9 protein-coding genes and 1 tRNA gene are annotated in these 13,784 nt (G+C 63.7%); 5 read left to right on the top strand and 5 right to left on the bottom strand.

Annotated features, from left to right (window positions below; genetic code table 11):
- Positions 1-32: 32 nt before the first annotated feature.
- The 5 genes from VSR82_RS04320 to VSR82_RS04300 all read right to left on the bottom strand — a co-directional run bounded on the left by VSR82_RS04320 (position 33) and on the right by VSR82_RS04300 (position 4,681).
- A complete protein-coding gene (locus VSR82_RS04320) occupies positions 33-1,907 on the bottom strand; it encodes an ABC transporter ATP-binding protein (protein ID WP_429458502.1) in 1,875 nt (624 codons plus the stop codon).
- Positions 1,908-2,416: 509 nt separating this feature from the next.
- A tRNA-Val gene (locus VSR82_RS04315) sits at positions 2,417-2,491 on the bottom strand.
- A 48-nt stretch (positions 2,492-2,539) separates the two neighbouring features.
- Positions 2,540-3,274: a DNA polymerase III subunit epsilon gene (gene dnaQ / locus VSR82_RS04310; RefSeq protein WP_368585235.1), complete on the bottom strand. Its 735-nt coding sequence runs from the start codon at positions 3,272-3,274 to the stop codon at positions 2,540-2,542.
- An 82-nt stretch (positions 3,275-3,356) separates the two neighbouring features.
- Positions 3,357-3,803, bottom strand: a complete 447-nt coding sequence (rnhA, locus tag VSR82_RS04305) for a ribonuclease HI (RefSeq protein WP_176105530.1) — start codon at positions 3,801-3,803, stop codon at positions 3,357-3,359.
- A complete protein-coding gene (locus VSR82_RS04300; protein ID WP_429458505.1) occupies positions 3,800-4,681 on the bottom strand; it encodes a class I SAM-dependent methyltransferase in 882 nt (293 codons plus the stop codon). Before VSR82_RS04300 ends, rnhA begins: the two co-directional genes overlap by 4 nt.
- Before the next feature lie 18 nt (positions 4,682-4,699).
- Between VSR82_RS04300 and gloB the strand changes: the two genes are divergently transcribed.
- From gloB to carB, 5 genes are all read left to right on the top strand, one after another.
- Positions 4,700-5,491 (top strand): hydroxyacylglutathione hydrolase, encoded by a 792-nt coding sequence (gloB, locus tag VSR82_RS04295; RefSeq protein ID WP_429458507.1) that lies wholly within the window; start codon positions 4,700-4,702, stop codon positions 5,489-5,491.
- A gap of 157 nt (positions 5,492-5,648) precedes the next feature.
- Positions 5,649-7,337: a transglycosylase SLT domain-containing protein gene (locus tag VSR82_RS04290; RefSeq protein ID WP_429458509.1), complete on the top strand. Its 1,689-nt coding sequence runs from the start codon at positions 5,649-5,651 to the stop codon at positions 7,335-7,337.
- A 263-nt stretch (positions 7,338-7,600) separates the two neighbouring features.
- Positions 7,601-8,842, top strand: coding sequence for an MFS transporter (locus VSR82_RS04285; RefSeq protein WP_429458511.1), 1,242 nt, complete (start codon positions 7,601-7,603; stop codon positions 8,840-8,842).
- A 327-nt stretch (positions 8,843-9,169) separates the two neighbouring features.
- Positions 9,170-10,324 (top strand): glutamine-hydrolyzing carbamoyl-phosphate synthase small subunit, encoded by a 1,155-nt coding sequence (carA, locus tag VSR82_RS04280; RefSeq protein ID WP_368585240.1) that lies wholly within the window; start codon positions 9,170-9,172, stop codon positions 10,322-10,324.
- 167 nt (positions 10,325-10,491) lie between these two features.
- Positions 10,492-13,746, top strand: coding sequence for a carbamoyl-phosphate synthase large subunit (carB, locus tag VSR82_RS04275; protein WP_429458514.1), 3,255 nt, complete (start codon positions 10,492-10,494; stop codon positions 13,744-13,746).
- The last annotated feature ends 38 nt before the right edge of the window (positions 13,747-13,784 follow it).

The raw sequence follows: 13,784 nt of genomic DNA, 5'->3' as shown, positions 1-13,784 counted from the left end.
AAGCGTGGCGCCTCGAGCACGCCTGCGTCACGCTAGCCAACCAGCAAGCCAGAATCGTCGACCCGGTCGGCTTTGACCGCTGCCGACTCGCGCATGAGTTCCGGCTCGCCGAGCCCCTTGATCAACTCCAGCGCCTGACGCTCGAACAAGCGACGGTACAAGCCGTTGTCGCGCTTGATCAGCGCGTCGTGGCTGCCTTCCTCGATCACCTTGCCTTCGTCCAGCACGAGCAGCCGGTCGAGCGCGCGCACCGTCGATAGCCGATGCGCGACTACCAGCGTGGTACGCCCCTGCATCAGCCGCTCCATCGCGCGCTGGATCAGCACTTCGCTTTCGCTGTCGAGGCTCGAGGTGGCTTCGTCGAGAATCAGGATCGGCGCGTCGGCGAGAAACGCCCGCGCGATCGCGACGCGTTGACGCTCGCCGCCCGATAGCTTGATGCCGCGCTCGCCGACCAGCGTGTCGTAGCCGTTCGGCAGCGCAGCGATGAAGTCATGCGCGCTGGCGAGCCGCGCGGCGCGCTCGATGTCGGCGCGGCTCGCCCCGGGCCGTCCATACGCGATGTTCTCGGCAAGCGAGCGGTGAAACAGCACCGGCTCCTGCTGGACGATCGCGATCTGGCTGCGCAGCGACGTCTGCTGGACCTGCGCGATGTCCTGGCCGTCGATCGTGATCCGGCCGCCCGAAATGTCGTGAAGGCGCTGGATCAGCTTGATGAAGGTCGTCTTGCCCGAGCCCGAATGACCGACCAGCCCGACGCGCTCGCCCGGCGCGATGCGGATGGAGAAGTCGTCGTAGAGCGGCCGGCTGTGCGCGCCATAGTGGAACGACACATGCTCGAAGCGGATTTCGCCGTTGCGGATCGCGATCGGGCCGGCGCCGGGACGATCTTCGATGCCGAGCGGCTGGCTTTCGAGCGACACCAGTTCCTCCATGTCGTTGACCGAGCGCTGCAGGTTGCGGATGTGCATGCCGATGTCGCGCAGATAGCCTTGCAGCATGAAGAACATCGTCAACGCGAACGTGATGTCGCCGACGCTCGCCTCACCGCGTGCCCACAGCAGCAGCGCCACGCCGAGAATCGCGGCCTGGATCGCGGCCAGCATGCCGCCCTGGAGGCCGCCGTTGAGCGTGCCGCGCACCCACGTGCGGCGCGTGCGCTGCCGCCATTTGCCGATCACGTATCCGAGGCGCGCTTCCTCGCGCGCTTCCGCGCCGAAAGCCTTGACGACGCCGTTGCAGCTGACCGCATCGGCGAGCGCGCCGCCCATGCGCGTGTCCCACGCGTTCGCGAGACGTGCGGACGGCGCGACGAAACCGAGCGACACCGTCACGGTCACGCCGATGTACAGCAGTGAGCCGATGCCGACGACGACGCCCATCATCGGCCAGCGCGAGCCGAGCAGCAGGGTCGCGCCGACCAGCATCACCAGCGACGGCAGCAGCGCGATCAGCAGCGTGTCGTTAAGCAGGTCGAGCGCCCACATGCCGCGCGTGATCTTGCGCACGGTCGAGCCGGCGAAGCTGTTCGCGTGCCAGTCGGTCGAAAAGCGCTGCACGCGATGAAAAGCGCGTGCAGCGATCTCGCTCATCATCTTCAGCGTGAAGCGGATGATGTTGAAGTACACGCCCTGGCGCAGCAGCGTCGCGGTGAGCCCGAGCGCGGCGAGCACGCCGAAGGCCTCGAGCGCGTGATGCCAGACGGGCGCCGACGACGCCGGCCCGGCCGCGATTGCGTCGACGAGACGTCCGGCGAAAACCGGCGTCAGGATGTCCGCGCCCGCCGTGAGCAGCGCGAGCGCCGCAATCACGACGATGCGCCACGGCTGTTGTGCCCAGTGACGGAAGGTGAAGCCGAGGACATCCTTGAAGGCTTGTCCGCGAAAGTCGAGTTTTTTGTTGGCCATTTGCTTTCGACCCGGCGCCGTACGAGTGCGCCGAGGTTCCAGTCAGAAGCGAAAAAAGGTAGACAGCCAGCGGATGCCGGAATGTGCGCGGGAACGCGCGAAAAAATACGGCGGCAAACAACGGCAGCGGAACAACGGACTGTCTGGAGTGAACGCAGCGCGCCTGTCGGGACGGCGGCGCATCAGCTACGACGCTGCGGCATTCAAGGTCGCGGCGGACGGGCTGACGGTCGTGGGACCATGTGAGGGAGCGCGCGATGCACTGCGAACATGTGGCGCCTCCCTGAGATGGTTCAAGATGGAGAAACCGGACAGAGCCGGACCGGGCGAATGCCCGTCTGTCGAATATAGCAACAGTGCGGGGCGCTCGCCATCCTACGGAACGACGTGGTTCTACAGCCAGTGGAATCGCGTGCTGCGCAAGCGATGTTTTTGCCGGCAAATAGAAAAAGGGCTTACGCATTGCTGCGTAAGCCCTTTTTTCTTCGGTGATCGACACACCAAGAATCTGGTGGGTAGTACTGGGATCGAACCAGTGACCCCTGCCGTGTGAAGGCAGTGCTCTACCGCTGAGCTAACCACCCGAAGAGATTGAGATTATGTCAGGGAATTTGGGGTTCGTCTAGTCTTTTTTAAGCAGTTTGCTCATCAGCTGCTGGCGCGGGTTCGAGACGCCATACGCTCGCGCCTTTGCTCGCCTTGTCGAGATCGTCGAGTACGGCTTCGTGCGCGGCGGCTTCGTCGTCGCTCGCGGCGATCACGATCAATTCCAGCGAGTCGAACGCGACACGCGGCGCATGTATATCGCCGCCGGCCTGTGCTTCGCCGAGCATATCGATGACGAGGCTTTCCTGGCCACGCGTCATCGCCAGATAGACCTCGGCGAGCAATTCCGAGTCGAGCAGCGCGCCGTGCAGCGTACGGTGCGCATTGCTGATGCCGAAGCGGTCGCACAGCGCATCGAGCGAATTACGCTTGCCGGGGAACATCTGCTTGGCTTGCGCGAGCGTGTCGATGATCTCGCCGCAGTGCGTGCTCACCGGTGGCAGACCGAGCAGCGCGAACTCGGCGTCGAGAAAGCCGATGTCGAATGGCGCGTTGTGAATGATCAGGTCCGCACCCTGGATGAAGTCGCGGAACTCGTCGATGATCTCCGCGAACTTCGGCTTGTCGCTCAGAAATTCCGTCGTGAGGCCGTGCACCGCGAGCGCGCCCGGATCGCTGTCGCGCTCTGGGTTGATATAGAAGTGCAGGTTGTTGCCGGTCAGCCGGCGGTTCACCAGCTCGACGCAACCGAGTTCGAGAATCCGGTCGCCGCCGCGGGCGTTCAGGCCGGTAGTTTCGGTGTCGAGGATCAGTTGACGCATGTCGGATTAGCCTGCTTCGAAAAAAGTGCAGAAAAAAGGCGAAGAGGGCGGCGCGCGTCGTTGGCCGATGCGCGCACGCTCGTTACATCTCGGCGAGCGATGCCACGCCGCGATTGGCCAACTGATCGGCGCGCTCGTTTTCCGGGTGGCCGTTGTGACCGCGCACCCAACGCCATTCGACTTCGTGCTGTGCGACGAGCGCATCGAGCCGCTTCCATAGATCGGCGTTCTTGACCGGCTGCTTCGCCGCGGTGACCCAGCCTTTCTTCTTCCAGCCGTGAATCCACTCGCTGATGCCTTTCTGCACGTATTGCGAATCGGTGTGCACGATCGCCTTGCATGGGCGCTTCAACGCCTCGAGCGCGGAAATCACGCCCATCAGCTCCATGCGATTGTTGGTCGTGTTGGCCTCGCCGCCGAACAGTTCTTTTTCCTGGTTGCCGAAGCGCAGCAACGCGCCCCAGCCGCCAGGGCCGGGATTGCCCTTGCAGGCGCCGTCGGTATAGATGTCGATGTGGTCCGGAGTCATTCGGTGTGGTTACGTGTGTTCGGGGTGGCGGCGGGCGCGAGGCCTGCCGCGAGCACGGGCTTTTTCACTTTGAGCGGCCCGACGAGACGCATGCCGCGCACGCGCTTGATCGCCTTGATCATGTAGGTGGCGCCGAAAATCGGCCACCAGCGGTCGCCGGCGGCCTCCATGAAGCCGTAGCGCGCGAGCCATTGATCGCTCGCGAGCGGCGGACGATAGCAGCCGAAGCGCCCGCGTTCAAGGTCGAAGCCGAGCAGCTTGATCCAGTCCTTCAGGCGCGTGAACGCGATCAGGTCGACGGCCGAAGGCACGAACGGGCGGCCCGTCATCTTGCCGATCGATTGCCGTACGCCCCACAGCGACAACGAGTTGAAGCCAAGGATGATCAGTTGGCCTTCGGGCACCAGCACGCGTTCGGCTTCGCGCAGCAGCCGATGCGGGTCACTGGTGAATTCGAGCGTGTGCGGCATCACTAGGAGGTCGACGCTTTGCGCTTCGAACGGCAGATCGAGCAGGTCGCACCATACCGCGCTACGCCCGGCCGGCGCGTGCGGACCCGGCGCGCCGGGCGCCGCGTTGGCTGGATTGTCGCCGCCAGGGTTGCCCGCGCCGCTGATGCCGCCGACGCTGGCGCGACGTGCCGCCGGCGGATACGTGTACGGCGCGCTCGCGCCGCTCGCCGCGTCGAGCACGAGGCCGCGGCACGGCATGCGGTTTTCGCGCAGCGCGTCGAGCTGCGGCAGGCCGAGTTGCAGCGCATGATAGCCGAACACGTCCGACACCACGCGATCGAGCTGGGTTTGCTCCCAGTCGAGCACGTAGCGGCCTGGCGGCGAATCGGTCCAGGCGGGCCAGTCTATAATCGCTCGGTCAGTCATATTAAAAATGCGTCGCCTATGAATGCGCTCGAGTACGTGCCGGTCCCGGCGTTTGAAGACAATTACATCTGGGTCATTGCCGACGGACATCATGCGGTCGTCGTCGATCCGGGCGAAGCCGCCCCTGTGCGCGCCTGTCTGGCCCAACGAGGCTGGCGGCTGAGCGCTATTTTACTCACGCACCATCATCAAGACCACGTCGGCGGGGTGGCCGATCTGCTGAACGGCCAGGACGTGCCTGTCTACGGCCCCGCCGGCGAGGCGATTGCGCATCTTACGCATCGTCTCAAAAGCGGTGATCAGGTGACGATCGCGGCACCCGCACTCGAATTCAGCGTGCTCGACGTGCCCGGTCACACCAGCGGACACATTGCCTATTTCCAGGCGGCCGATACGCGCGGCACGCCGCACGTGTTTTGCGGCGACACACTGTTCGCGTGCGGTTGCGGGCGCCTTTTCGAAGGCACGCCGCAGCAGATGCTGAATTCGCTCGATGCGCTCGCCGCGCTGCCCGGCGCAACCGAAGTGCATTGCGCGCACGAATATACGCTGCCGAACATCCGCTTCGCGCTCGCTTGCGAGCCGCACAACGCGGAACTGCAGGCGTGGCGCGACAAGGCGATCGAACTCCGCGGCCGCCACCAGCCGACGCTGCCGACCACGATCGCGCACGAGCGCGCGGTCAATCCGTTCCTGCGTGCAGACGTGCCGGCGATCCAGTCGAATCTCGAAGCACAATTGCACGAAACGGTCTCTGACAGGCTGAAGGCCTTCACATTGATGCGCGAATGGAAGAACCGCTTCCGTTGATCCGGAGCGCATTCGGCAGTTCTTCACGCGATGAATCGGAAAAATTCGCCAAGCCCCAGATTTGGTTGATTTTTTTCTTGATTTTCCAATTGACGGAAACGTTGACGTTTCGTACTATCGGCTGCAAATTCCAGCCCTTGTGGAAACCGAGACGTTCATGCGATTTATCTTAAGCGCGTTATTGGTCCTGACACTCGCCGCGTGCGCGAGTCAGGGACCGACGACGAATACCGCCAATAACCCCGCCAGCCAGCAAGCCGTAGCCGACGCACTTCGCAAGAACGCCACCGCTAAAGAAACCATCAATGTCGACCAGAGCTCCGTCAATCAGTTGACGAGCCAGGACGCCGATCTTTGGGGCCGCATTCGCCGTGGCTTCCAGATGCCAGACCTGCAGAGCGACCTCGTCGACATGCAGCTCAACTGGTATGTGCAACGTCCCGATTACGTGCAGCGCATGACCGAGCGCTCGCAGAAATATCTGTATCACATCGTCGAGGAGCTCGAGTCGCGCCATATGCCGACCGAGCTCGCACTGCTGCCGTTCATCGAGTCCGCGTATAGTCCGCAGGCTTTGTCGGTCGCCAAGGCGGCGGGCATGTGGCAGTTCATGCCGGGCACAGGTCGTACCTATAACCTGAAGCAGAACATGTGGCAGGACGAGCGCCGCGACGTGCTCGCGTCGACCAGTGCCGCGCTCGACTATCTGTCGAAGCTGCACGATATGTTCGGCGACTGGCAACTCGCGCTCGCCGCGTACAACTGGGGTGAGGGCAACGTGCAGCGCGCGATCGCGCGCAACGAGGCGGCTGGTCTGCCGACCGACTACCTGAGCTTGCGCATGCCGAACGAAACGCGCAATTACGTGCCGAAGCTGCAGGCGGTGAAGAACCTCGTGATGAACCCGCAGATGTACGGGCTCACGCTGCCGCCGATTCCAAACCACCCGTACTTCGTGACGGTCACGACCTCGCACGATATCGACGTCGACGTCGCCGCACGGCTTGCCAACATGTCGACCGACGAGTTCCGCTCGCTGAACCCGTCGTTCAAGAAGCCGGTGATTCTCGGCGCGACGCAGCCGCAGATTCTGTTGCCTTTCGACAACGCGTCCGCGTTCGAGCGCAATCTGAAAACGTACTCGGGCTCGCTGTCGTCCTGGACGACCTACACCGTCGACGCACGGGCGACACCCGCGGCGATCGCACAGAAGATCGGCGTCGACGCAGATACGCTGATGGAAGTGAACAAGATTCCGGTCGGCATGCGCCTGAAGCCGGGCTCGACGATCGTCGTGCCGCGCGGCTCGGACGACGATGAGGACATCAGCGCCGACATCGCCGAAAGCGCGGTGCTCGCGATGGAGCCCGACGTACCTGACACGCGCAAGATGCTGATCCGTGTGCGCCGCAATCAGTCGATGGCCGCCATCGCTTTGCGCTACGGCGTGTCGGTCGGTCAGTTGAAGGCTTGGAACAAGACCCGTCGCGATCAGGTTTCGCGCGGCCAGGTGGTCGTGCTGCACGTGCCGGTCGGCAAGCCGGTACCGAGCGAGCCGGGTCCCGAAAAGATCGCCGCCGATGTGCAAGGCGGCAGTGTGCAGAAGATTGGCGTCCATGCCGCAGACGCCCGCGGCGATTCGCGCTACGATAAGAAGAAAGGGCGCGGCCACTCTGCCATCGTCAAGGTCTCCCAGCCGGGCGGCAAGGCTGACAAACCGGCGGCGGCGCCCGCCAGCAAGGGCAAGGTCGAGAAGGTGTCGGCCCCGGTGCCCGGCAAGGCGTCGAAGGCCGCGGCTGAGAGCCGCCCGAAGACCGTGGCCAACGCGAAGAAGAAGGGTAAATAGACCAATAGCGGCTCTCACGGTAGTGACCACATGCGTTGCGGGGGCAGCGCATGGATTGCGCTCCGATCACGTACCGTGTTCATCCAACGCCGTCATCTCAGGGTGACGGCGTTTTTCATTGGCGGACGATTCCTGCGGACTTGCCGTATTTAATTTATTGTTCGTGCTTCGGCCGCGTTGGCCGCGGGACGCCGTTTTGTCCTGATCCGTCCGAACCTCGGGCCAGGTTTTCGAGGTCCATTTCCAGGTTTTCTTCCTGATTTATGTCGTCGACCCAACTGCGCGTCTTTCTGCTTTTTTCCGCCGGCTACTTCGTCTCTTACGTGTTTCGCGGCGTCAATCTCGGTTTCGCGCCGTTCATCACGCGCGATCTCGGTCTGTCAGCCGCCGATCTGGGTGTGCTGACGAGTCTGTATTTCCTCGGCTTCGCGGGCGCGCAGATTCCCGCTGGCGTGCTGCTCGACCACTTCGGCGCCCGTCGCGTGACGGCCGTCACGCTGCTCTTCGCCGCGCTCGGCATCTGGGTGTTCGGTGCCGCGCATAGTCTCGGCATGATGATGGTCGGGCGGCTGCTGATCGGCGTCGGCGTGTCCGTGTGTCTGGGCGCCGCGTTCAAGGCGCTCGCGCAGCATTTTCCGGTATCGCGTTTGCCATTGATGAACGGACTCGTGATGGCGATCGGCGGGTTCGGCGGCGTGATGGTCGGTTCGCCGCTCACGTGGGTGCTCGGCTTTTCCAGTTGGCGCTCGGTCTGTGTAGGGCTCGGTGTGCTGACAGTGGTGGTCGCGCTCGCGCAATGGACGCTCGCGCCGGACGCGCGCGACGCGCATCGCCAGACGAGCCTCGTCGCGCAGTTCAAGGGTACGTTGCATATCCTGCGCAGCGCGGCATTCTGGAAAATCGCGTCATTCTCGGTCGTTACGCAGGGTGTTTTCTACGCGATGCAGTCGTTGTGGGTCGGAGCATGGCTGCGCGATGTACAAGGCTTCGAGCCGCGCGAGGCGGCGGCGCTCGTGTCGATTCTCGGCTTCGCGATGATGGCGGGGTGCGTCGGTTTCGGCGCGGCGGCGCGTAGTCTCGAACGGCGCGGCCTCTCGTTGTATGCGTTCTGCGGCATCGGCATGGCCTTATACGTGCTGACGCAGATGCTGATTATGTTGAACGCGCCATTGCCGGCGAGCCTGTTGTGGGCCGCATACGGAATCTTCGGTGGCACCGGCATTCTGAGCTACGCAGTGATGGCGCGACATTTCCCGCCGCAGATGATCGGCCGGGTCAACACGACGCTGACGCTGATCATTTTTCTGCTGATCTTCGGTTTTCAGATCGGCGTTGGCGCGGTGCTGTCGCACTGGCCGGCGAGCGGCGGGCACTATCCGGCGGTCGCGCATCTGAGCGCGTGGAAAATCCTTGTCGCGCTGCAGGTGCTGAGCGCGATCTGGTACGTATTGCCGGGGCGGCAGCTTGCCCTGTCGGGCGACATGCGCGCGGAGCAGGAGGCCTGAACGGCCGTGCGGCACGCCGTTGCAGGTCCGCGCCCCATCTCAGATTTGGAAGGAAGGGCGGTTTCAGGCTATAATTTCAAGGTTTGAGCTTATCAACCCGCACCCTAGCGCCTACCTCCCCCATACCGTTCATCCGCCGCGCGCCATTGGCGTAGCAAGAAGGGCCCCGCACCCAGCCGAAGTCGTCCACACAATGGACTCATCGCGCCCCTTGCATCGTTACCGGCAGCTCGCGAGCGAGTCTGCGCGCGCATCCAGAATGTGTTCCGCTGCGGCTCGAAATCGGATAGACAGGTGGCAACAGGGTGTTCCCCCAAGGAGTCTCCCGTGTTGCCGTCATTTTCTCCCGCTCTTCTCGCGCTCGCCGACGGCACGGTCTTTCGTGGTTATTCGATCGGGGCCCCCGGGCATACCATCGGTGAAGTCGTGTTCAACACCGCCATCACCGGCTATCAGGAAATCCTGACTGACCCGAGCTACGCGCGCCAGATCGTGACCCTCACGTACCCGCATATCGGCAACGTCGGCGTGAACGCCGAAGACGTCGAAGCGACGAAAGTCCATGCCGCCGGCCTGATCATCCGTGATCTGCCGGTTCTCGCGTCGAACTTCCGCATGGAGCGTACGCTCCCGCAATATCTGCAGGACGAAGGCGTGGTCGCCATCGCCGGCATCGACACCCGCAAGCTGACCCGCCTGCTGCGCGACAAGGGCGCGCAAAACGGCGCGATCCTCGCTGGTTCCGACGACCAAGCCAAGGCCATCGAACTCGCGCGCTCGTTCCCTGGCCTCGCCGGCATGGACCTCGCGAAGGTCGTGTCGACCGAGCAAACCTACGAGTGGACCAAAACCGAGTGGCGTCTGGGCACGGGCTACGGCGAGCAGAAGGCGCCGAAGTACCGCGTGGTCGCATTCGACTACGGCGTCAAGCAGAACATCCTGCGCATGCTGGCCGAGCGCGGCTGCCACGTCACGGTGCTGCCGGCGCAGGCGAGCGCCGCCGACGCGCTCGCGCTCAACCCGGACGGCGTGTTCCTGTCGAACGGCCCCGGCGACCCGGAGCCGTGCGACTACGCGATCGCGGCGACCAAGGAGTTCATCGAGCGCGGCATTCCGACCTTCGGCATTTGCCTTGGCCACCAGATCATGGGCCTCGCGGTCGGCGCTAAGACGATGAAGATGAAGACCGGCCACCATGGCGCGAATCACCCGGTCAAGGATCTCGAAGACGGCCGCGTGGTGATCACGTCGCAGAACCACGGCTTCGCGGTCGACGCCGACACGCTCCCCGCGAACGCTCGCGTGACCCACGTGTCGTTGTTCGACGGCACGCTGCAAGGCTTCGCGCTGACCGACAAGCCGGCGTTCTGCTTCCAGGGCCACCCGGAAGCGTCGCCTGGTCCGCACGACATCGCGTACCTGTTCGACCGCTTCACCGCGTTGATGGACGCGCAGAAGAGCGGCAACAGCGCGGCGGCTTGAAGACGTAAAGATCGGCCCCACGAGCCAGCCCGAGACGGAAACGAAAGCGGCTCGCGGCGGCCGCGGCGGCCCGCGGCACGATGCGGCGGGCGCCGCAAACAGCGCGCGCAACGTGAAAACGGCGCGCGCCGACGGAAAGAATTCAGGAATACATTAGCGAGAGCGTTATGCCCAAGCGGACAGACATCAAGAGCATCCTCATCATCGGCGCGGGTCCGATCATCATCGGCCAGGCGTGCGAGTTCGATTACTCGGGCGCGCAGGCATGCAAGGCGCTGCGTGAGGAAGGCTACAAGGTCATTCTCGTCAACAGCAATCCGGCGACGATCATGACCGACCCGAACACGGCCGACGTGACCTACATCGAGCCGATCACGTGGGAAGTGGTCGAGCGCATCATCGCGAAGGAGCGCCCGGACGCGATCCTGCCGACGATGGGCGGCCAGACCGCGCTGAACTGCGCGCTCGATCTGCACGCGCACGGCGTGCTGGCGAAGTACAACGTCGAACTGATCGGCGCGTCGCCCGAAGCGATCGACAAGGCGGAAGACCGCCAGAAGTTCAAGGACGCGATGACCAAGATCGGCCTCGGTTCGGCCAAGTCGGGCACCGCGCATTCGATGGAAGAAGCACTCGCGGTGCAGGCGAAGATCGCCGCGGAAACCGGCAGCGGCGGCTACCCGGTCGTGATCCGTCCGTCGTTCACGCTGGGCGGTTCGGGCGGCGGCATCGCGTACAACCGCGACGAATTCGAAGAGATCTGCAAGCGCGGTCTCGACCTGTCGCCGACGCGCGAGCTGCTGATCGAAGAGTCGCTGCTCGGCTGGAAAGAGTATGAGATGGAAGTGGTCCGCGACAAGGCGGACAACTGCATCATCGTCTGCTCGATCGAAAACCTCGACCCGATGGGCATCCATACCGGCGACTCGATCACGGTCGCGCCGGCGCAGACGCTCACCGACAAGGAATACCAGATCCTGCGTAACGCGTCGCTGGCGGTGCTGCGCGAGATCGGCGTCGACACGGGCGGCTCGAACGTGCAATTCTCGATCAATCCGAAGGACGGCCGGATGATCGTGATCGAAATGAACCCGCGTGTGTCGCGTTCGTCGGCTCTGGCGTCTAAGGCAACCGGCTTCCCGATCGCGAAGGTCGCGGCGAAGCTCGCGGTCGGCTACACGCTCGATGAACTGAAGAACGAAATCACCGGCGGCCAGACCCCGGCGTCGTTCGAACCGACGATCGACTATGTCGTCACGAAGATCCCGCGTTTCGCGTTCGAGAAATTCCGCGAAGCGGATCCGCGCCTGACCACGCAGATGAAGTCGGTCGGCGAAGTGATGGCGATCGGCCGCACGTTCCAGGAGTCGTTCCAGAAAGCGCTGCGCGGCCTCGAAGTCGGCGTCGACGGTCTCGACGAAAAGACTGCCGATCGCGACGAGATCATCCGCCAGATCGGCGAAGCCGGTCCGGATCGCATCTGGTATGTCGGCGATGCGTTCCGCGTCGGCATGAGCGCGCAAGAGATCTTCGAAGAGACCGCGATCGACCCGTGGTTCCTCGCGCAGATCGAACAGATCGTGCTGAAGGAAAAGGCGCTGGCCGGCCGCACGCTCGCGAGCCTGTCGAAGGAAGAGTTGAAGTATCTGAAGCAGAGCGGCTTCTCGGACCGGCGTCTCGCCAAGCTGCTCGGCGCGAAGCCGGCGGACGTGCGCGCGCGCCGTATCGAGCTGAACGTGCGTCCGGTGTATAAGCGCGTCGACACGTGCGCCGCCGAGTTCGCAACCAGGACCGCGTACATGTACTCGACCTACGAGGAAGAGTGCGAAGCGAACCCGACCAACAACAAGAAGATCATGGTGCTGGGCGGCGGCCCGAACCGGATCGGCCAGGGTATCGAGTTCGACTACTGCTGCGTGCACGCCGCGCTCGCGATGCGCGAAGACGGCTATGAAACGATCATGGTCAACTGCAACCCGGAAACCGTGTCGACCGACTACGACACCTCCGACCGTCTGTACTTCGAATCGCTGACGCTCGAAGACGTGCTCGAAATCGTCGACAAGGAAAAGCCGGTCGGCGTGATCGTGCAATACGGCGGCCAGACGCCGCTGAAGCTCGCGCTCGATCTCGAAGCCAACGGCGTGCCGATCATCGGTACGTCGCCGGACATGATCGACGCGGCCGAAGACCGCGAGCGTTTCCAGAAGCTGTTGCAAGACCTCGGCCTGCGTCAGCCGCCTAACCGCACCGCGCGCACCGAAGACGAAGCGCTGAAGCTCGCCGACGAAATCGGCTATCCGCTCGTCGTGCGCCCGTCGTACGTGCTGGGCGGCCGCGCGATGGAAATCGTCCACGAGCCGCGCGACCTCGAACGCTATATGCGTGAGGCCGTCAAGGTGTCGAACGATTCGCCGGTGCTGCTCGACCGCTTCCTGAACGACGCGATCGAATGCGACGTGGATTGCATTTCCGATGGCGACGCCGTGTTTATCGGCGGCGTGATGGAGCACATCGAACAGGCGGGCGTGCACTCGGGCGACTCGGCCTGCTCGCTGCCGCCGTATTCGCTGTCGAAGGAGACGGTTGCCGAACTGAAGCGCCAGACCGCCGCGATGGCGAAGGCGCTGAACGTGGTCGGCCTGATGAACGTGCAGTTCGCGATCCAGCAGGTACCGCAGGCGGATGGTTCGAAAGAAGACATCATCTACGTGCTCGAAGTGAACCCGCGCGCGTCGCGCACGGTTCCGTACGTGTCGAAGGCGACCAGCCTGCCGCTCGCGAAGATCGCGGCGCGCGCGATGGTCGGCCAGAAGCTCGCCGCGCAAGGCGTGACGAAGGAAGTCGAGCCGCCGTACTTCAGCGTGAAAGAAGCGGTGTTCCCGTTCGTCAAGTTCCCGACGGTCGATCCGGTGCTTGGACCTGAAATGCGTTCGACCGGCGAAGTGATGGGTGTCGGCCAGACGTTCGGCGAGGCGCTGTTCAAGTCGCAGCTCGCGGCGGGTTCGCGTCTGCCCGAGTCGGGCACGGTGCTGCTGACTGTGATGGACGCCGACAAGCAGAAGGCAGTCGAAGTCGCGCGCATGCTGCACGAGCTCGGCTACCCGATCGTCGCGACCAAGGGCACGGCTGCCGCGATCGAAGCTGCCGGCGTGCCGGTCAAGGTCGTCAACAAGGTGAAGGACGGCCGTCCGCACATCGTCGACATGATCAAGAACGGCGAGATCGCACTCGTCTTCACGACCGTCGACGAAACGCGCGCGGCGATCGCCGATTCGCGTTCGATCCGCATGAGCGCGCAGGCGAACAAGGTTACCTACTACACGACGATGTCGGGCGCACGCGCGGCGGTGGAGGGTCTTCGTTATCTGAAGAACCTGGAAGTCTATGATTTACAAGGACTCCACGCTCGCCTAAACTAAGGCTTCGATACCTGTCCAAGATGTAAGTGCCGCGGTTA

It is taken from the genome of Burkholderia sp. JPY481, from assembly GCF_038900515.1.
Lineage (GTDB): Bacteria > Pseudomonadota > Gammaproteobacteria > Burkholderiales > Burkholderiaceae > Paraburkholderia > Paraburkholderia youngii.
This window is presented reverse-complemented; position numbering and strand designations above follow the sequence as displayed.

Bases quoted from the DNA above. Each gene is read 5' to 3' on its own strand.
- dnaQ (WP_368585235.1), bottom strand. From the start codon at position 3,274: ATGCGTCAACTGATCCTCGACACCGAAACTACCGGCCTGAACGCCCGC.
- rnhA (WP_176105530.1), bottom strand. From the start codon at position 3,803: ATGACTCCGGACCACATCGACATCTATACCGACGGCGCCTGCAAGGGC.
- gloB (WP_429458507.1), top strand. From the start codon at position 4,700: ATGAATGCGCTCGAGTACGTGCCGGTCCCGGCGTTTGAAGACAATTAC.
- VSR82_RS04290 (WP_429458509.1), top strand. From the start codon at position 5,649: ATGCGATTTATCTTAAGCGCGTTATTGGTCCTGACACTCGCCGCGTGC.
- carB (WP_429458514.1), top strand. From the start codon at position 10,492: ATGCCCAAGCGGACAGACATCAAGAGCATCCTCATCATCGGCGCGGGT.
- VSR82_RS04320 (WP_429458502.1), bottom strand. From the start codon at position 1,907: ATGGCCAACAAAAAACTCGACTTTCGCGGACAAGCCTTCAAGGATGTC.
- VSR82_RS04300 (WP_429458505.1), bottom strand. From the start codon at position 4,681: ATGACTGACCGAGCGATTATAGACTGGCCCGCCTGGACCGATTCGCCG.
- VSR82_RS04285 (WP_429458511.1), top strand. From the start codon at position 7,601: ATGTCGTCGACCCAACTGCGCGTCTTTCTGCTTTTTTCCGCCGGCTAC.